The 18,468-nt window shown below is 60.7% G+C and carries 11 protein-coding genes; 6 read left to right on the top strand and 5 right to left on the bottom strand.

The genetic code is table 11. The features are described 5' to 3' along the window. Positions 1-183: 183 nt before the first annotated feature. On the bottom strand, positions 184-3,816 hold the full coding sequence (locus B3C1_RS20715) for a S8 family serine peptidase (RefSeq protein WP_008482561.1): 3,633 nt from the start codon (positions 3,814-3,816) through the stop codon (positions 184-186). A gap of 330 nt (positions 3,817-4,146) precedes the next feature. Between B3C1_RS20715 and pckA the strand changes: the two genes are divergently transcribed. Then, complete coding sequence (gene pckA, locus B3C1_RS02055; RefSeq protein WP_008482560.1) at positions 4,147-5,748, top strand: phosphoenolpyruvate carboxykinase (ATP); 1,602 nt, start codon at positions 4,147-4,149, stop codon at positions 5,746-5,748. 180 nt (positions 5,749-5,928) lie between these two features. Then, complete coding sequence (locus B3C1_RS02050; protein WP_035480778.1) at positions 5,929-6,789, top strand: patatin-like phospholipase family protein; 861 nt, start codon at positions 5,929-5,931, stop codon at positions 6,787-6,789. Here B3C1_RS02050 and B3C1_RS02045 read toward each other — a convergent pair. Further along, positions 6,786-7,772, bottom strand: coding sequence for a helix-turn-helix domain-containing protein (locus B3C1_RS02045; RefSeq protein WP_008482557.1), 987 nt, complete (start codon positions 7,770-7,772; stop codon positions 6,786-6,788). The two genes, B3C1_RS02050 and B3C1_RS02045, sit on opposite strands and share 4 nt — an antisense overlap. Further along, entirely contained in the window at positions 7,772-8,650 is an 879-nt protein-coding gene (locus B3C1_RS02040; RefSeq protein ID WP_192813336.1) for a GGDEF domain-containing protein, read from the bottom strand. Before B3C1_RS02040 ends, B3C1_RS02045 begins: the two co-directional genes overlap by 1 nt. Before the next feature lie 217 nt (positions 8,651-8,867). Here B3C1_RS02040 and B3C1_RS02035 point away from each other — a divergent pair, with 217 nt between their 5' ends. Both B3C1_RS02035 and B3C1_RS02030 read left to right on the top strand, forming a co-directional pair. Continuing rightward, complete coding sequence (locus tag B3C1_RS02035) at positions 8,868-11,576, top strand: TonB-dependent receptor (protein WP_008482553.1); 2,709 nt, start codon at positions 8,868-8,870, stop codon at positions 11,574-11,576. A gap of 9 nt (positions 11,577-11,585) precedes the next feature. Further along, complete coding sequence (locus tag B3C1_RS02030) at positions 11,586-13,325, top strand: phytase (RefSeq protein WP_008482552.1); 1,740 nt, start codon at positions 11,586-11,588, stop codon at positions 13,323-13,325. A 43-nt stretch (positions 13,326-13,368) separates the two neighbouring features. Here the strand turns inward: B3C1_RS02030 and B3C1_RS02025 are convergent, their stop codons facing one another. Then, on the bottom strand, positions 13,369-14,268 hold the full coding sequence (locus tag B3C1_RS02025) for a LysR family transcriptional regulator (RefSeq protein ID WP_008482551.1): 900 nt from the start codon (positions 14,266-14,268) through the stop codon (positions 13,369-13,371). Positions 14,269-14,379: 111 nt separating this feature from the next. Here B3C1_RS02025 and B3C1_RS02020 point away from each other — a divergent pair, with 111 nt between their 5' ends. Both B3C1_RS02020 and B3C1_RS02015 read left to right on the top strand, forming a co-directional pair. Further along, positions 14,380-15,018, top strand: coding sequence for an NAD(P)-dependent oxidoreductase (locus tag B3C1_RS02020; protein WP_008482550.1), 639 nt, complete (start codon positions 14,380-14,382; stop codon positions 15,016-15,018). Positions 15,019-15,165: 147 nt separating this feature from the next. Beyond that, entirely contained in the window at positions 15,166-16,140 is a 975-nt protein-coding gene (locus tag B3C1_RS02015; RefSeq protein WP_008482549.1) for an alpha/beta hydrolase, read from the top strand. Positions 16,141-16,181: 41 nt separating this feature from the next. Here the strand turns inward: B3C1_RS02015 and katG are convergent, their stop codons facing one another. Continuing rightward, positions 16,182-18,347, bottom strand: coding sequence for a catalase/peroxidase HPI (katG, locus tag B3C1_RS02010; RefSeq protein ID WP_008482548.1), 2,166 nt, complete (start codon positions 18,345-18,347; stop codon positions 16,182-16,184). Positions 18,348-18,468: the final 121 nt, after the last annotated feature.

Below are 18,468 nucleotides of genomic sequence, written 5' to 3'. Positions count from 1 at the left end.
CCGGTCCTGGTTAGCGGTACAGCGGTGTTGTTAACAAAAAGCACAGCTGTACCAAATCTGTAGTCGACCATATTAGCAAACATCATTAAGCGTATGCGCAAATACACATTTCACATCTGCCTAGGAAAAATCCTTCCCCATAAAAAAGGCCCCTTGCGGGGCCTTGGTCAAAGAACTATCAGATCAGGCATGGCGACGACGCAGCCAAGCCAGAGGGGCCAACAGCAGCGCCAGGAAGCCAAGGGCACCGCCACCACCGAAGCTCTTGTCGACAGCATTGGTTTGTTCCACTTGGACGGTCACTGTACCCTCGAAGGAAACGTTACCGGCCTCATCAGTCAAGGTATATCCAAAGCTATCTGCACCGATAAAACCGGTATTGGGCGTGTAAGTTGCCACCCCGTTGTCGAGGGAGACAGAACCGTTGTTAGGGGCAGATGCCAAGGTTGCTGTTACTTTCTCGCCAACAGGATTAACCACAACAACAGCCTGGGACTTGGCCGCCACATCGCCACCAGTAATTTCAGACTCAATAACCTGATTGGTACTACCGATAGTGGTAGGCAGCTTGACTGCCACAGGCCAGTTAGCGCCAGTACTCGCTGAGACCGCAGGCGCCTTTATCGCCGCTGAGGTGACTTCATAGCTCAGCTCAACAGATCCGATGGCATTGGCAACAGTCAGGGTAGAAGCTGAAGTCGGTGCTGTACCAGTACCGTCGAAATACCAGTTATCCCCATCTGCTCCGCTGGGCAACTGAGCACCAACGCTCAAATTGGCAGGGAGTGCATCTGCTTTGACGTAATGGAAGTAGACGTCACTGGAGTTCAGCTTAAAGAGCACCTGGAAGGTGTACTTAATGCTGTCATCACCATAAATAGGTACATCTTTCCATTCGAAGGTCAGATAGTTGTCGATGCCGTCACTCAAAACGCTGTAGTACCACTGGCCGACCGAACTCATATCCAAATCGGTCCAGAAAGGCGCCAGGACGGCACCGGTAGCTTTAGTGGTGGGGAAAGCGTCATTGAAATACGACTGCAACACGGTAGCACCGTTGAGGGCCACATAGCCGTTGGTGCCCAGAGTTAACTTGGTCACTTCCTGGCCCACAAAAGACAGGCCCAGGCCGGCGGCGTTTAGAGTGACTTCACCTTCGTCACATTGGCTGGCACTACCACAGGCGATGGTTTCAGGAGCAAAACCTTCCGTCAGGGACGGCAGTGAATCCAGCCAGGCTGGGCCACTGGACACAGTCAGGCTTGGCTTATCCAGAGTTCCAGTCCAGGTCAGTGCGCGGGACGCCTCGTCATAACCCAGTGATGCCTGACTACCGTGTTTCACCACCGCGACAGGCGTTCCTTGCAGGCTCAGGGCCTCGGGAAAGGAAACCTTGAGAGTCGCTTCACCGTCAATGCTCTGATTGTTCACCTGGGTCCTAGCAGCCAAAGAGTCGTTGGCTGTAATGACGCCGCCAGAGCTGCTCAGCAGGGTAAGGTCTGAACTGCTGCCGGCATAAATGGCTACCGGCATATGGGCCTGGGGATACTTGTAACCGCTGTCCTGCCAGGTGATGGTACCGAAATACCATTTATCTTTAGTGGCCTGACTGGTGTCTACAGACAGTGTAAAGCTACCGTCTTTGTTGTCAGCACCAAACACCAGCTCACTGGTTTCGCTACCAGCAACTGCCAGCGTTCCTGTTACGGTGCTGTCGTCAAACTGAACTGAACCAACCCAGGTTACGTCACCCTCTCCAAGGCTGGTTGTAGCTACCTGGAAGCTGCAGCTGTCAAAGCAATAATTGCCTGCGATGGATACGGGGGACACAGACAAGCCAGCATGGATAGCTTTGTAGGTCTCGAGACGGCCGGCGCCCTTGGCAAAAGCGTTGGCCGGGGTTACCCCGTCATCATCTAACACATGTGTATTGCTGGTCGTGGTCAACGCCGCTTTCACTTGGGCTGGAGTCCAATCAGGATGGGCAGCCAATACCAAAGCAGCAGCACCGGCCACATGCGGGCTAGCCATGGAGGTGCCGGTTTTGACTCCGAAAGCACCTTCATCCAAGTCAGGTGAGGCTGCTGACAGAATGTTGGTACCCGGGGCGGCCATATCAGGCTTGATAAAACTGCTGTCTCCGTTGGGGCCACGAGACGAACTTGCGTTCATGACATCAACCAAGTCACTGTCGGTGTACGCCTGCCATGTAGGGTCCAACGTAATGGTCAGGTTGCCATTGGCAAGCGCACTCTCAATGGCATCGCCGTTTTCTTTACTGATCATCACACCAGGAACTGTGGCACCAGGCATCGACATGATGAAGGGCCCTTCCCCTGCATTATTGTTATAAACAACTATGCCCAGCGCCCCCGCAGCCGAGGCATTGTCAGCTTTTTCTGAGAAGGAGCAGGTTCCTCGCGAAATCAGTGCATAGCCGCCCGCGAAGCTATCTACAGGAAAGCTGGTACAACCTTCCACATTGGCCTGATCGATACTAGTCGCAGCCAACAAGGGGGCACTGAGTGCTTCGGTATCAAGGTCCGCAAGAGAAACTGGCGAGCTTCCCTCTACCATTGGCAGTTGGCCAAGGTTTTCGACCTCAGCAAACTGGCTGAAACCACGCCCGGTCTGGGTGTTGGCCACTGTAATGCCAGATTCCACACATCCCGGGCACCCAACTGTCTTGGCTGCATTGCCGTCATTACCGGCAGCGGTAACTACCACTACACCAGCTGCCTCGGCGTTCTCAAACACTGACTTGTAGGCACTGAAATTGGGATCCCCACCAGGGCCACCACCCCAGGAATTGTTGATCACGTCAGCACCGTCTTTCACTGCATCGTTGACAGCACTGATAAGACTGGAGGTCAGTCCGGAAGCAGTGTTGCCGTTGTAATACAATGCCTTGTAGGCCATCAGGTATGCACTTGGAGCCACCCCAGATATTTCATACTGGGCACCACCATACTCGGCAGACACGGGAACGCCCGCTGCAGTGCCAGCCACATGGGTACCGTGGCCGTTGTAACCTTTGGGTATCCCAACATATTCGTCAGGACTGGTACTTGACGACGCAGGGTAGGCCCGGGCAACGATCAGCTTATTGTTACAGAAATCAGGATCTGTAGTGTGGCAGTAATCGTCCGTGGGTAGGCTGCCGGCTTCCGGAGCTTCCATTCCTGCATCACTGAACATCGGATTTTCCGGGCGAATGCCCGAATCGACCACAGCAATACGGATACCTTTACCTGCGCTGTCACGTCCTCCCAGCTCGTTCCAGGCCAGAGGCGCCTTAATGATGGGCAGCGAGGCATCCATCTGAACATGCACCAGTTGGTCGCGATAGACGTTCTTTACGTTTGGAAGAGCTCTGAGACTGGCTTCATCCAAATCTAATCCCTCGACCACGAGTCCGTTAAACACCGTATCGAATTGTGCTTTGACCGTGACGGCAGGGAATTGCTTCTTGATGGCAGCAACGGTTGCCTTTTGTTCTGTTTCCAAGGCACTGACGTAGGCACGGGTAGCCTGGGCACCAAAAAGGATTTTTCCGCTTTCATCTCTCTTGGCACTCTGCAAACCGCTTATACCACCTTCGTAAACGGCCACCGGTTTGCCTTTCAATTCGACAATATAGCGATTTGTTGCAACCTGCTTCAGAACGGGGAGCTTGGATTTATCGACTGATTGAGACTGATAAGTAAGTTTGTCAAAAAAGAGCCCCTGCTCCGCTTTAGTGACCTCGGCGAGAGAGGGCAAAGCAAAGAGCGCCAGCGCTAATGGGCTGATTTTGAAGAGAGAATTAGGCTTCATTATTCGTTCCTCTGAAAACAACATCACGACCAAGCTCGATTGGCTTGTGTCAGGTCCTTGCAAGGGGGGGAAACCTGTGTAACACCTGAAAAATCAATCAGCAACAAAAGTATTCAAAATGTATTGGTACGTCATGTTTCAAAATTTCTTACAAATTTAACATTTCGTGCGTTTCGATGACCTTGGGTCGTTGTAACCCATCCTGAAAGTCTTTCATTTTCGTGACTGGCAAACGTTCTCTCGGGGGCTGCCCTGGGCTACAATGCGCGCCAATAACACAGATACAAATCCCTACAGAAAGACACTACGTATCCTCAGGAGCCAACACCCATGAGCAAGCTCGATCTGGGCCAATACGGCATCAGTGATGTCCAGGAAATCCTCTACAACCCCTCATACGAACAGCTTTTCGAAGAAGAAACCCGTGCGGATCTTCAAGGGTATGAGAAAGGAACCGTCACCACCCTGGGCGCCGTAGCCGTGGATACCGGTATCTTCACCGGTCGCTCTCCCAAGGATAAGTACATCGTTCGCGACGACACCACTAAGGACACCGTCTGGTGGTCAGATCAGGGCAAGAACGACAACAAGCCCATCAGCACCGACACCTGGAACGAACTCAAAGGCCTGGTGACCGAGCAACTGTCCGGCAAGCGCCTGTTCGTGGTGGACACCTACTGCGGCGCCAACAGCGATACCCGCCTTTGCGTGCGCTTCATCACCGAAGTGGCCTGGCAGGCCCACTTCGTCAAGAACATGTTCATCCGCCCCAGCGATGAAGAACTGGCCAGCTTCGTGCCCGACTTCGTGGTAATGAACGGCGCCAAGACCACCAACCCCAACTGGGAAAAGCAGGGCCTGAACAGCGAAAACTTCGTGGCCTTCAACCTCACCGAGCGCATGCAGCTGATCGGCGGCACCTGGTACGGTGGCGAGATGAAAAAAGGCATGTTCTCCATGATGAACTACCTGCTGCCGCTCAAGGGCATTGCCTCCATGCACTGCTCTGCAAACGTTGGCAAAGACGGCGACGTGGCCATTTTCTTCGGCCTGTCCGGCACCGGCAAAACCACCCTGTCCACCGATCCCAAGCGTGAACTGATTGGCGACGACGAGCACGGCTGGGACGACGACGGCGTGTTCAACTTCGAAGGTGGCTGCTACGCCAAGACCATCAACCTCAGCCAGGAAGCCGAGCCGGATATCTACAACGCTATCCGCCGCGACGCCCTCTTGGAAAACGTCACAGTGCTGAGCGATAACAGCGTCGATTTCAACGATGGCTCCAAGACCGAGAACACCCGCGTCTCCTACCCCATCTACCACATCGACAATATCGTCAAACCGGTATCCAAGGCTGGCCACGCCAAGAAGGTGATCTTCCTGACCGCCGACGCCTTCGGCGTACTGCCGCCGGTAAGCAAGCTCACCAAAGAGCAGGCCGAGTACTACTTCCTGTCCGGTTTCACCGCCAAGCTGGCCGGTACCGAGCGTGGCGTTACCGAACCCACTCCCACTTTCTCCAGTTGCTTTGGTGCCGCCTTCCTGAGCCTGCACCCCACCAAGTACGCCGAAGTACTGGTCAAGCGTATGGAAGCGGTGGGCGCCGAAGCCTACCTGGTCAACACCGGCTGGAACGGCACCGGTAAGCGCATCTCCATCAAGGCCACCCGCGCCATCATCGACGCCATCCTTGACGGCAGCATCGAAGATGCCCAGTTCCACAGCCTGCCCTACTTCGACCTGGCCGTGCCCCAAGCCCTGCCGGGGGTAGAAGACCAGTCCATCCTGGACCCGCGCAACACCTACGGCGACGCCGCCCAGTGGGACGCCAAGGCCCAGGACCTGGCCAAGCGTTTTGTAGACAACTTCGTCAAATTCACCGACAACGACGAAGGCAAGGCCCTGGTGGCCGCCGGCCCACAGCTGTAAGCCCGAATCGAAAAAAGGCCGCGCAAGCGGCCTTTTTTATGGGTGCTGCGCGTACAGTCGTGTGCCTAAATGTTCACCAAGGAACGCCACGTGAAATCCTATCTAATTGATTTAAATAATCTATTTAAAGTTTCCCCCGGCCTTTGCTAGGTTAGAGCAAACACTCAGCCGGAGCACGACATGGAAAGGACAGGCCAACAGGCATTGGTGGTTGAAGGGGGCGCCATGAGAGGCATCTTTGCCGCCGGCGTGCTGGACTGCTGGCTGCACCATCACTACCAGCCCTTTGACCTAGTGCTGGGGGTCTCGGCCGGGGCCACCAACAGCGTCGGCTACCTGTGCCGGCAACCGGGGCGCAGCCGCAAGATCATCAGCCGCCTGGCCCGCACCCGCCGATTCTTCGACCCCCGCCGTTTCGCCCTGGGCGGCCACCTGGCCGATGTGGCCTGGCTCTGGCACGAGTCCCGCAAGGTACTGCCCCTGAACCTGGGCAATTTCGACGAGGCCTGCCCGCTGCTGGTGGTGATAACGGACGTGGCCACCGGCCAGCCCCGCTACCTTCAGGCCAGCCGCGACAACCTGGACCCCTTGATGCTGGCCACCTGCGCCCTGCCCCTGGTCTATAAGGCCATGCCGGAGTTCGAGGACAAGCCCTATACCGACGGCGGCATGAGCGACTCCATACCGGTGGCCGAAGCCTACCGGCGCGGCGCCAGGGACATCACAGTGGTGCTGTCCCACCCCCTTGGCTATCGCAAAAAGCCCAGTCGCCTGCCCTGGCTGACCCAGCGCCTGTTCAAGGACCAGCCGCAGTTGGCCCAGACCCTGCTGGACAGGGCCAAGCACTACAACGCCGCCTTGGATTTCATCGAAAGTCCCCCGGCCGATTGCCGAGTCCAAGTAGTGGCGCCGCCGCCAGACTTTGCCGTCGGCCGCCTGACCATGGACAAGGCCAAGGTAGACGCCGGTTACCGTATGGGGCTGGATCAGGGCTTGGCCCACCTGCAACGCCTGGGCCTGCAAGAAGCGGCCAGCGCCTAACGAAAAACCGAGGGCACCAGGCCGGTCCAGCGCTTGAATGAGCGCCTAAAATTGTGGACGTCGGAATAGCCCAGGCGCTGGGCCAGCACCTCGTTGGAGGCGCCGCAGGCGCAGAGCCAGTGCAGGGCCCTGGCCTTGCGGGCCTGGTCGCAGCAATGCTGGAAACTGCTGCCTTGGCACTTTAACTGACGTTTGAGGCTGGCAGGGCTAAGCCCGGCCAGGGCGGCGGTGGCCTCCAGGCTCAGGGGTTCCTTGAGATGGCGCAGCTGCAACCGCATCACCCATTCCAGTAACCCCAGGGGTTCCTTGGCCCCTACACTGGCCCTTGCCTTGGCAAACTGGACGGCATCGGCCTCTAGAAAGGGGGCCTGCCACCAGCTGCGGGGAAAACTCAGTACCGTTTGCGGGCTGTCGAATGCCAGGTCCAAGCCCAGGTGGGTCTGGTAGAGATGCAATGCCTTGGGCACCGGCTCGGCCAGGGCCAGGGACAGGGCCTGGCGGCCATCCAACTGCAGGCGCAGGGTGGCGGCCAGCAGCCCCAGGGCGATCTGGGTGAAAAAGCCCTGGGCTGGGCCCAGCCCCAGGCTGTCGTGCAGATAGCAATAGAGCCGCTCGCCCCCCGCTTCCAGGCGCAGAAACTGCAAAGGCATCCAGGCTCCCCTGCCCCTGGCCAGTACCAGGAAGAAACGGCGCAGATCCGGGACGCTGCGCAGGGCCAGGGCCAGCTCGTCTTCCCCCCTCAGCAGATGATGCCCGACCAGAAACCCCAGGTCAGCCGGCCCCTGGCGCTGGCATTGCTGGGCCAGCCGCAGCAATTGGCTGGGGGCCAGGCGGTAGTTTGAGCGGCCAAGGTCGGCCTCAAACAACCCCGTGCCCCTTAGCAGCCGGTCCGGATCCAGGCCACGCCGGGCCGCAACCTTGACCATGGCCTGGGCCAGGGTCGGCGGCAGCACCTTATCTTCCAGGGCGAACCAGGAGCGCATCAGGCGCTCCGGACAAAGGGCCCCAGGCCCTTGCGGCTTTCCAGGCGGTGCATCAGCCTGCCCAGCAACTGGTCGCTGTTGTCTCCCGGCTGGGCCGCCAGGGCCAGGCTACGTACCCCCAGGCTGTCCCCCAACCAATTGCGCTGGCGCAACTGGCGGCCAAGGCCCTGGCCTATGGCCTCGGCCTCGGCCAGGGCGGTCTGGGGCAACAGGGCCACGAAGCGGTCGCCACCCAGGCGGCACAGCAAGTCTTCGGAACGCAGACCGGCCAACAGGAATTCGGCCAGCTCCCTTAGCACCCTGTCCCCGGCCAGTTCGCCCCGGCGTAGGTTGAAAAGTCCGAAGGCTTCCAGGTCCCAGGCCAGCAGGCATAGGGGTTTACCCAGGGCCAGCTCCCGGTCCAGCACCAGTTGCAGGTAGGGCTGGGTGTTAAGGCGGGTCAAGGGGTCTACCAGTTGGTGCTCGCGAAAGAACTGCTCACGGCCTTTGAGTTGGGCATTGATGGCTAACTGCTCTCGGTGCCAGCCCCAAAGCCCCAGGGTCAGCACCCCCAGCCCCAAGGGAGCCGGCAGGCTCTCAATCCAGCTCATCATCGGCTGGTCTGCGGGGTAGCGGAGGAATTCGTCGAGGAAGTCGAGCCAACAGGAACAGAAGAAGGCCAGGCCGCCACTGAACAGCAGCAGGGTTACCCGGCCATGGGGGCGGCTGGCCAGGGCCAGGTATACCCAGGCCAGGCTGACCAGCAGCACGCAGCCTTCCCCGACCAGATCCAGCCAGTTCAGGTCGCCCCAGGGCTTGAGCTGGCCTTGGTCCAGGGCCAGGGTCAGCAGCCCTGTCATTGCCAGCAGCAGGGCCAGCAGCTTGTATTTATGGGTCATCAGCATCGGCTGATTGTGAAGGGGCTTTTTGACAGTGCTGTGACAAGAGGGCCAGCCCCTGAGCTTTTCGGACCCGGGTCCGCTCGGCTCACCCTTGAATGAGCCGCCAGGCCAGTAAAAACGGCTCTACGCCCTCAACGTCATGGCACTGCAACACCAACGTCACATTGCTCTTCCAGAGTCGGCGCCACCTTCTTGCCAGCCGGACCCGACACCAATGAAAACCGCACCGCTCTTTGCCTTGGCCGCCTTGGCCCTTTCCACCCAAAGCTGGGCCGATGCCCGTATCCAGGGCCAACTCCAGGACGCCACCGGCCACCAGGTGGCCGGGGCCCAGATCCTTCTCAAAGACAGCCCTTACCGGGCGGTGACCGGTAAGGACGGCCGCTTTCAGCTGCCGGCCGTGGCCCAAGGTCGTTACCAACTGCTGGTCCAGTACATGGGCGCTTCGCCTCTGGTCAAGAGCATAGAAGTGGTGGACGGCCAGCCCCTGGAGCTGCCGTTGGTGCTGGACGGCGCCGTGGAGCGCATCACGGTCGTCGGCCAGGCCGCCAGCCTCAGCCGGTCCCTCAACCGCCAGAAGACTGCCGATAACATCCTGTCGGTGGCCGCCGCCGACGCCATAGGCCAGTATCCGGACGACAACGCCTCCGAGTCCCTGCAGCGCCTGCCAGGCATTTCCATAGAGCGTGACCAGGGCGAGGGCCGCTTCGTGCGGATCCGCGGCCTGGCCCCGGATCTCAATACCGTTACCTACGGCGGTGTCGCCCTGCCCGCTCCCGAGGCCGGCCGCCGCGCCGTGGCCTTGGACGTCATTCCCTCAGATCTGCTTTCCAGCCTGGAAGTGGCCAAGAGCCTGACCCCGGACATGGACGCCAACAGCCTGGGTGGCAATGTGGAAATGAAGAGCTATTCGGCCTTCGACCGGGACAGTCGCTACTTCAGCTTCTCGGCCGAGGCCAGCCACAACCGCCTGGAAGACAAGACCAGCCCCAAACTGGCCGCCAGCTACTCGGACACCTTCGACCTGGGTGACCAGGTGGAAGTGCTGGGCCTGGCCCTGGCCGGCAGCTGGTACGAGCGCAAGTTCGGCTCCGACAACGTGGAAACCGGCGGCGCCTGGGACGGCGACCAGCTGGAAGAAACCGAGCTGCGCGATTACCGCATCACCCGCGAGCGCACCGGCCTTGCCGCCAACCTCGATTACCGCCCCAGCGAGCAGCAGCAGTTCTACCTGCGCGGCCTTTATTCGGAATTTTCCGACGACGAGAGCCGCCAGGCCCTGGGAGCCAAGTTCGAGGAGCCACTGGCACCGGGCCAGGCCGGCAGCGCCGAACTGAGCCGTGAACTGAAAGCCCGCAAGGAAACCCAGACCATTCAGGCCCTGATCCTGGGAGGCCAAAGCCTGCTGGACGACTGGACCTTCAAATACCAGGCCGCCGTCAGCCGCGCCGAAGAAGACACCCCCTTCTACATCAGCGGCGCCGCCTTCGAAAGCGAACTGGACGGCCTTAGCTACCAGGGCCGGCAAAAGCCGGTGTTGACCGGCCCCGCCGCCCTTTATGACGCCGGCGCCTTTGCGCTTGGCAAGGTAAAGATGGCTGACACCGACACCACCGACCGGGATAACAGCCTGAAGCTGGATGTCATCCACCATTGGGATCTGGCCCAGCTGACCCTGGACCTGCAAGGGGGCGCCAAGTTCAGCCGCCGTGAAAAGCGCGCCTATGAAGATGCCTGGTCCTTCAAAGACATAGCCGACAACGCCACCCTGGCCGATTTCAGCGCCGGCCAGGCCGACTACGGCCTCGGCACCTTCGGTCCCCGTATCGACAGGGCGGCCATAGCGCGGCTGGTTGGGAGCCTGGATCGGGCCGACTACCTGGAGCAAGTGGACTCGGCCATCAACGACTACGCCATAGACGAAGACACCGACGCCGGTTACCTGATGGCCACCGCCAATTGGCAGAAGCTGCGGCTGGTGGCGGGCCTGCGCTATGAGCGCAGCAAGCGCCAGGCCAGAGGTTTCAGTGCCCTGGAGAGCGACGACGATGCCATTTCCCCGGTGACCGCCAACCGCAGCGAAGACCAATGGCTGCCGTCGTTGAACCTGCGTTACAGCTTCAGCGACCAGACCCAGCTGCGCGCCGCCCTGTCCAGCTCCTTCGTACGTCCCACCTTTGAGCAACTGGCCCCCGGCATGTACCGGGAGGGCGACCAGGGGGAATACGAAGCCGAATTCGGCAACCCCCAGCTCAAGTCCATGACCAGCCGCAACTACGACCTGAGCCTGGAACACTACATGGGGGAAGTGGGGGTGATCTCCGCCGGCCTCTTCTACAAGGACATCCAGCACTTCATCTACAGTGCCGACCTGGCCGGGCGCAGCGGCTATGAAGACTTCGACCAGGCCAAGACCTTCATCAACGGCGACGACGCCGACCTCTACGGCCTGGAGCTCAACTACGTCAAACGCTTTGACACCCTGCCCGCCCCCTACAACAACCTGCTGTTGTCGGTGAACGGCACCTGGACCGATTCCAAAGCCACCATCAACTGGCTGGAAGACGGCGGCCTGCAAAGCCGTGAGCTGCCCTTCCCCAGCCAGTCCGACAAGACCGCCAACTTCGCCATCGGCTACGAGGATGACCGCATATCCCTGCGCCTGTCCGCCGCCTACCAGTCCCAATACCTGCTGGAGGTGAGCGAGCTGGACGACGCCAACTACGACCTCTACACCGACAGCCACCTGCAATGGGACTTTATCGCCAAGTGGTTTGCCACCCCCAGGCTGCAGCTGTCCTTCAAGGCCCTCAACCTCAATGACGAGCCCTACTACGTCTACACCGGGCGCCAGAGCCTGAACGCCCAATACGAAGAATACGGCCGCACCTTCCAGTTGGGCCTGCAGTACAACACTTTTTAAGGAGCGGACATGAAAGCCCTTTTTTCCCTGGCCCTGCTGGCCCAAAGCGCCCTGGCCACCCAGTTCCCCTACCAGGGGGACACCCTGGCCCTGAGCCAATACGGCCTGACCCTGGGGGGCCAAACCCTGGCCGGCGGTACCTTCGAGCCCCTGGCCCTGAGCCAGGACGGCAGCCTGTTGATGGCGGTCACCAAAGCCGACCAGGTTTTGCATATCTGGCAAGGGCAGCAACAAGTATTCAGCGCCCCGGTCAAGGACAGGGTGGTAGAAGCGGTCTGTAGCTACCAAAGCCCCAGGGACGGCAGCCTGCATCTGTTTATCCTCGACGACAGAGGCAGCGGCGAAGAATGGCTGGTACGGGACGGCGCCTGGCGCCAAGCGCCCTTAAAGCTGCGCACCTTGGCGATCCCCTATAAGAGCACCGCCTGCGCCACCGACAGCGGCTCACAAAGCCTTTACATAGCCGAAGACGACCAGGCTATCTGGCGCTACAGCGCCGAGCTGGAAGCCGAACCCAAGCGCCAGCTGGTGGACGTGGCCGCCCCCTTCGGCCCCTTGCAGGGTGAAACCCAGGCCCTGGCGGTAAGAGCCGATGGCCTGCTGGTCAGGGCCGCCGAAACCGGCTTGGACTTTTATCCGGCGGCGGCCAGCAAGAGCCCATCGACCGGGCGCCGCCAACTGCCCCTTAACTTGGGGGAGACCGGCACCCTGGTGCTGGACGCCAAAGGGGCCCACCTGGGAGGCAAGGCCATAACCCTGCCGGCCATGACGGTAACCCGGCCCGCAATCGAGGCCATTGCCGAGGTCAAAGCCAGCGCCCAGACCGCCACCGCCGATCGCATCGGTGACGCCATGGACGACCCGGCCATCTGGCTTAACCGCCAGACCCCGGCCCAAAGCCGCATCCTGGGTACCGACAAACGGGGCGCACTGGAGGTCTACAACCTGGCCGGTGAACGCCTGCAACGCCTGGCGGTGGGCCGCATCAACAACGTCGATGTCCGTTATGGCTTTGAACTCGGCGGCCAGACCCTGGATATCGCCGCCGCCAGCCACCGCGACCACAACAGCATCCAACTGTTCGCCATAGCCCCTGAGTCGGGGGAAGTAGAGGCCATAGGGGAGATCCCCACCCCCCTTTCCGAGATCTACGGCCTGTGCATGTACCAGCCCCAGGGACAGATGCAGGTCATCGTCAACGACCAGTCCGGCCGGGTGCTGCAGTACGGCCTCAAGGCCAAGGGAGCTAAGGTCACCGGTGAGCTGTTGCGGGACTTTGCCGTGCCCAGCCAACCCGAGGGCTGCGTGGCGGACGACCAGCGTGGTCGCTTGTTCCTGGGGGAAGAAGACGTGGGGATCTGGGTCTTTGATGCCGACCCGCAGCAAGCCCCCAAGGGCCAGCTGATCGCCAAGGTGGGCGACAAACTCCATGCCGATGTGGAAGGCCTGGCCCTTTGGCAGGGTAAAGAGCCGCTGCTGGTGGCCTCCAGCCAGGGCAACGACAGCTACGTGCTGTACAGCGCCCTGCCCCCCTATGACTACCAGGGGCGCTTTCGCATCGGCCTCAACGGCGAGCGGGCCATAGACGGGGCCAGCGAAACCGACGGCCTAGAAGTAACGGCCCAACCCCTGCCGGGCTACCCCCAGGGGCTGCTGGTAGTGCAGGACGGGCGCAAGCAAGTGCCGCAAGCCGGCCAGAACTTCAAGTTGGTGTCCTTCGCCGAGGTACTGGCATTACTACAACAATAAGCAATACTTCTTACCCATTCGGCAGGCCAAGGGCCTGCCTTTTTTATGCCTTGGGCACAGAGCCGGCCAGCCAGTCCCGATAGAAGTCCACAAAGGCCCGGACCCGGGCCGGGATAAAGGCGCCGGGCGGGAACACCGCATAGACGCCGCCCCTTGGCAGCTGCCATTGGGGCAATAACTGCACCAGATCGGCCTCCCCGACAGCCCCGAAGCGGGCCATTACCGACAACCCGGCTCCGGCCAGCAACAGGCTGCGCAGGGCCGCCGTGCTGTCCACCTTGAAGGCGCCGTGCATCTGCACTTGCACCTGTTCCCCTGGGCGCTCGAAGGTCCAGGTAAGGGAGCTGGGCAGGGGCGTGAAGTCCAGCCAGCGGTGGCGGTTCAGTTCGCCAGGATGCTCAGGCACACCCATCTGGGCCAGGTACTCCTTGGATGCCAGCAAGACCTGTTCAAACTCCCCCAGCTTCTGGGCGCGCAGGCTCGAGTCCTTCAGCCAGCCCATGCGGATGGCCACATCTATGCCGTCGCGCACCATGTCGGCTACCTTGTCGCCGCTGCGCAGCTCGATATTGAGGCCGGGATGAAGCTTGGCAAAGGCGGCCGCCGCCGGGGCCAGGCTCTGGGCCATGTGGTCCACCGGCGCCGTTATCCGCAAGGTGCCGCTCAACTCGCGGGCGCTGCTGCCCACCTCCGACACCGCTTCCCCCAGCCGCCGCAGCAGCGGCTGGCATTGCAGGTAGAGCTGCTGGCCGGCGTCGGTGAGGCTGACCTGGCGGGTGGTGCGGTTAAACAGCGCCACCCCCAGGTGCTGTTCCAATGCACGGATATTAAGGCTCACCTTGGTCTTGGTGCAGCCCAGGCGGTCTGCCGCTGCGGTAAAGGAACCGGCTTCCACTGTGGCGACAAAGAGGGGCAAGGCGTTGAGATCCAGGTCCTGGCTCATAAGGTTCCGTTATGAAAATGACAACAATGAATTATTGATTGCGCAGTTTTTCAAATCAATCAACAGGCGCAGACTGCATCCCGTACCCAGTGATCAACGAGGAATAGTCTTATGAAAATCGCCCTTATCGGTGCCAGCGGCTTTATCGGTTCTGCCCTGCGTGAAGAGGCTCTGAGCCGTGGCCACAGCGTTACCGCCCTGGTCAGCCGCCCCGAGCGCCTGACCGCCCAGCCGGGCCTGACCATTGCCAAAACCGACGTGCAGGACACCCAGCACCTTGGGGAGCAGCTCAAGGGCTTTGATGCCGTACTGAGCGCCTTCTCCGGCCATGCCCAGCAGGACATCGAAGGCTACTACGCCAAAGGTTTGGACAGCATACTGGCCGCTGCCAAGGCCGCCGGCGCCAAGCGGCTGCTGGTGGTGGGCGGCGCCGGCTCCCTGGAAGTCGCCCCAGGGGTGCTGCTGATCGACACCCCCAGCTTCCCGGCCGAGTACAAGGCGTCCGCCGAGGGTGCCCGCTATGCCCTGAACAAGCTGCGCGGCCAATCTGACCTGCCCTGGACCATGCTGTCACCGGCCGCCATCATCGCTCCCGGTGAACGTACCGGCCAATACCGCCTGGGCACCGACCAGCTGCTGACCGACCAGGACGGCAACAGCCAGATCTCGGTAGAGGACTACGCCAAGGCCATGATCGACGAGCTGGAAAGCCCGGCCCACGTCAACGGCCGCTTTACCCTGGCCTACTAAAAGAAAAACCCCCCGACCAAGGTGGGGGGGTTTTTTGCCCTAGTACCAAGCTCAGAGCTTATCTTCACCCTTGGTTGCTACACCTAAAGCATTGATGCATATTAAAAACATCGACATTGACGTCATAAAAGCCAACCCGGACGGAACATGAAATGGCCCCTTCTTCTACTGGCCGTGTTGCTGAGCGGCTGCGCCAGCTATGTGACCGAGCTAAGCACCCAGCCTGAGCGCCAGCGGCCCAGCTTCGGCGACATCCCGGCATCCCTCCTGGGCCTGCAGGTCCACAACCACTGCCCGGCACCCTGCATTGCCTTTATGGACGGCCAGCCTTGGGCGGCCATGGACAAGTCCCCGGACAGTTTCACTTTAACCTATAGCCTCGATATCGAGCACAGGGCCACTGAGATCCGTGCCACCCAAAGTGCGCTGAGTGGCACCGTGATCTTGTTGCCGGGTTTTAGCAGCAGTTACATGACCATGATGCCCTGGAGTATCTATTTTCAGAGCCGCGGCTTTCACACCCTGTTACCGGACCTGCCAGCCCAGGGCTACACCAGCATCGAGGACTTTAGCTTTGGTGTGCGAGACGCCGATTACCTGGCCCCCTGGTTTAGCAAACACCAGATGCCCAGGCCTTGGCTGGTGGTGGGCCACTCCATGGGCGCCATCGCGGCTACCTACCTGGCCGAGCGGATCCATGCCGACGCTCTGGTGTTGATGACCCCCAGCAGCCCTTTTAAAGAGGCCAGCCAGAGTGCTTCGGCGGCCTTTTCTCCCCTGCTGAGCAAACTGATACCGCAAGGCAGCCTCAATGCCGGCTTGGATGACGCCCTGACCAAGATGCAGATCAGCGAACACCAAACCGACCTGCGCCCCCTGTTGGCAAGCTGGCAAGACCCATTGTTGCTGCTGGCCGCCAAACACGATGGCGTTATCCGCGACGACTGGGCGCCACAATTGAAGGCACCGGCCCTGACCCGCTGGCAGGGCAACCAGGAGAGCCATTTGAGCATCCTCTCCCCCAGCAATGACATGCAACAGCTGCTGGACCAGTGGCTGGCAACCAGCCTGCACCAGCCGATGCCGGTACCACTGTCGCCCAGCAACGCTCCAAGCCCATAAAAAACCGCCGCTATTGCGGCGGTTTTTTTTCCTGATACCCCTTAGCGCAGGTCGAAGCGGTCGGCGTTCATCACCTGGGTCCAGGCCGCTACGAAGTCCTTGACCAACTTCTCTTTGCTGTCGTCCTGGGCATAGACCTCGGCGTAGGCCCGCAGTATGGCGTTGGAGCCAAACACCAGGTCGACCCGGGTGGCGGTGTAGCGGGTCTGGCCGCTTTGCCGGTCAACGATGTCGTAGAGGCCGTCGCCCTTGGGCACCCATTGGTAGTTCATATCGGTGAGGGTGACGAAGAAGTCGTTGCTCAGCACCCCTTCACGGTCGGTAAAGACCCCGTGTTTGCTGCCGCCATGGTTGGTGCCCAGCACCCGCATGCCGCCGACCAGCACCGTCATCTGCGGGGCGGTCAGGCCCATCAGCTGGGTGCGGTCCAGCATCAGCTCTTCGGGGCTGACCACATAGTCCTTTTTCAGCCAGTTACGGTAGGCGTCGTGCAGGGGTTCGAGGACGCCGAAGCTGTCCACGTCGGTCTGCTCCAGGCTGGCATCGCCACGGCCGGGGGAGAAGGGTACTGTCACCGCGACACCTGCGGCCTTGGCGGCCTGCTCTACCCCGTAGTTACCCCCCAGCACTATGACGTCGGCCAGGCTGGCGCCACTTTGCTGGGCTATGGGCTCCAGCACCGCCAGTACCTTTTGCAGGCGCTGGGGTTCGTTGCCGGGCCAATCCTTTTGCGGGGCCAGGCGAATGCGGGCGCCGTTGGCACCGCCGCGCATGTCGGACTGGCGGAAGGTACGGGCGCTGTCCCAGGCGGTGCTCACCAGCTCGGCGATGCTCAGGCCGCTGGCAGCGATCTTGGCTTTGACCGCCGCCACATCGTAATTGCTGTTGCCGGCCGGCACCGGATCTTGCCAGAGCAGATCTTCTTTGGGCACATCAGGGCCGAACCAGCGGGACTTGGGCCCCATGTCCCGGTGGGTCAGCTTGAACCAGGCACGGGCAAAGGTGTCGGCAAAGTAGTCCGGGTCGGCGATGAATTTTTGGCAGATGGCGTTGTAGACCGGGTCCACCTTCATGGCCATGTCGGCGTCGGTCATGATCGGCATGCACTTGATGGACGGGTCTTCCACGTCCACGGGCATGTGCTCGGGATCGATATTCACCGGCTGCCATTGCCAGGCGCCGGCCGGGGACTTGTGCAGTTCCCATTCGTAACCGAACAACAGCTCAAAGTAGCTCATGTCCCATTGGGTGGGGGTGGCAGTCCAGGCCCCTTCGATGCCAGACACCATGGTGTCGCGGCCTATGCCACGGCCCTTGGTCTTGAACCACCCCAGGCCCTGGTATTCGGGGTCGGCGGCTTCCGGCTCCGGGCTGAGATCGGCGGCGCTGCCGTTGCCGTGGGCCTTACCTATGGTGTGGCCGCCGGCGGTCAGGGCGGCGGTTTCTTCGTCGTCCATGCCCATTCGGGCGAAGGTCTCACGGACCTGGCCAGCGGTGGCGGCCGGGTCTGGCTTGCCGTTGACCCCTTCGGGGTTAACGTAGATCAGGCCCATCTGCACCGCCGCCAGGGGATTTTCCAGGGTGTCCGGCTTGCTGACATCGCCGTAGCGGCCGTCAGAGGGCGCCAGCCATTGCTTTTCATTACCCCAAAAGGTGTCTTTTTCCGGGTGCCAGATATCTTCGCGGCCAAAGGCAAAACCGTAGGTTTTCAGCCCGGCCTGATCGTAGGCGATGGTGCCGGCCAGGGCGATAAGGTCGGCCCAGGAGATCTTGTTGCCGTATTTCTTCTTGATGGGCCAAAGCAGGCGACGGCCCTTGTCGGTGTTGACGTTGTCCGGCCAACTGTTGAGGGGCGCAAAACGCTGGTTGCCGGTGTTGTTGCCGCCCCGGCCGTCGGTGTTGCGGTAGGAGCCGGCGGCATGCCAAGTAACCCTGGCCATCATGCCGATGTAGGTACCCCAGTCGGCGGGCCACCAGGCCTGGCTGTCGGTCATCAAGGCGTGCAGGTCGGCCTTGAGGGCCGCCACGTCCAGCTTTTTCAGTTCTTCGCGGTAATTAAAATCGCTGCCCAGCGGATTGGTCTTGGTGTCGTGCTGATGCAGTATGTCCAGTTCCAGCGCCTTGGGCCACCAATCCATGACCCCACTACCCATGGTGGTATTGGCGCCGTGCATCACCGGACATTTGCCCCCATTGCTCTGACTCATCTTGTCTTCCTTATGCTGCTGTTTATAAGCATGGGATGACGCAGCACCGGCAGCGGTACTGCATCACCACTTTGGATAACCTCTGAAAAAGATAGCAGGCCACCACCTCCAATACATGCGA

Origin of the sequence: Gallaecimonas xiamenensis 3-C-1, from assembly GCF_000299915.1 — a bacterium.
Lineage (GTDB): Bacteria > Pseudomonadota > Gammaproteobacteria > Enterobacterales > Gallaecimonadaceae > Gallaecimonas > Gallaecimonas xiamenensis.
Note: the sequence above shows the minus strand (reverse complement) of the source record. Positions and strands in the feature narration are given on the sequence as shown.

What these genes read in the sequence shown, in the direction of transcription:
- B3C1_RS20715 (WP_008482561.1), bottom strand. Translation starts at nt 3,816, where the DNA reads ATGAAGCCTAATTCTCTCTTCAAAATCAGCCCATTAGCGCTGGCGCTC.
- pckA (WP_008482560.1), top strand. Translation starts at nt 4,147, where the DNA reads ATGAGCAAGCTCGATCTGGGCCAATACGGCATCAGTGATGTCCAGGAA.
- B3C1_RS02050 (WP_035480778.1), top strand. Translation starts at nt 5,929, where the DNA reads ATGGAAAGGACAGGCCAACAGGCATTGGTGGTTGAAGGGGGCGCCATG.
- B3C1_RS02045 (WP_008482557.1), bottom strand. Translation starts at nt 7,772, where the DNA reads ATGCGCTCCTGGTTCGCCCTGGAAGATAAGGTGCTGCCGCCGACCCTG.
- B3C1_RS02040 (WP_192813336.1), bottom strand. Translation starts at nt 8,650, where the DNA reads ATGACCCATAAATACAAGCTGCTGGCCCTGCTGCTGGCAATGACAGGG.
- B3C1_RS02035 (WP_008482553.1), top strand. Translation starts at nt 8,868, where the DNA reads ATGAAAACCGCACCGCTCTTTGCCTTGGCCGCCTTGGCCCTTTCCACC.
- B3C1_RS02030 (WP_008482552.1), top strand. Translation starts at nt 11,586, where the DNA reads ATGAAAGCCCTTTTTTCCCTGGCCCTGCTGGCCCAAAGCGCCCTGGCC.
- B3C1_RS02025 (WP_008482551.1), bottom strand. Translation starts at nt 14,268, where the DNA reads ATGAGCCAGGACCTGGATCTCAACGCCTTGCCCCTCTTTGTCGCCACA.
- B3C1_RS02020 (WP_008482550.1), top strand. Translation starts at nt 14,380, where the DNA reads ATGAAAATCGCCCTTATCGGTGCCAGCGGCTTTATCGGTTCTGCCCTG.
- B3C1_RS02015 (WP_008482549.1), top strand. Translation starts at nt 15,166, where the DNA reads ATGAAATGGCCCCTTCTTCTACTGGCCGTGTTGCTGAGCGGCTGCGCC.
- katG (WP_008482548.1), bottom strand. Translation starts at nt 18,347, where the DNA reads ATGAGTCAGAGCAATGGGGGCAAATGTCCGGTGATGCACGGCGCCAAT.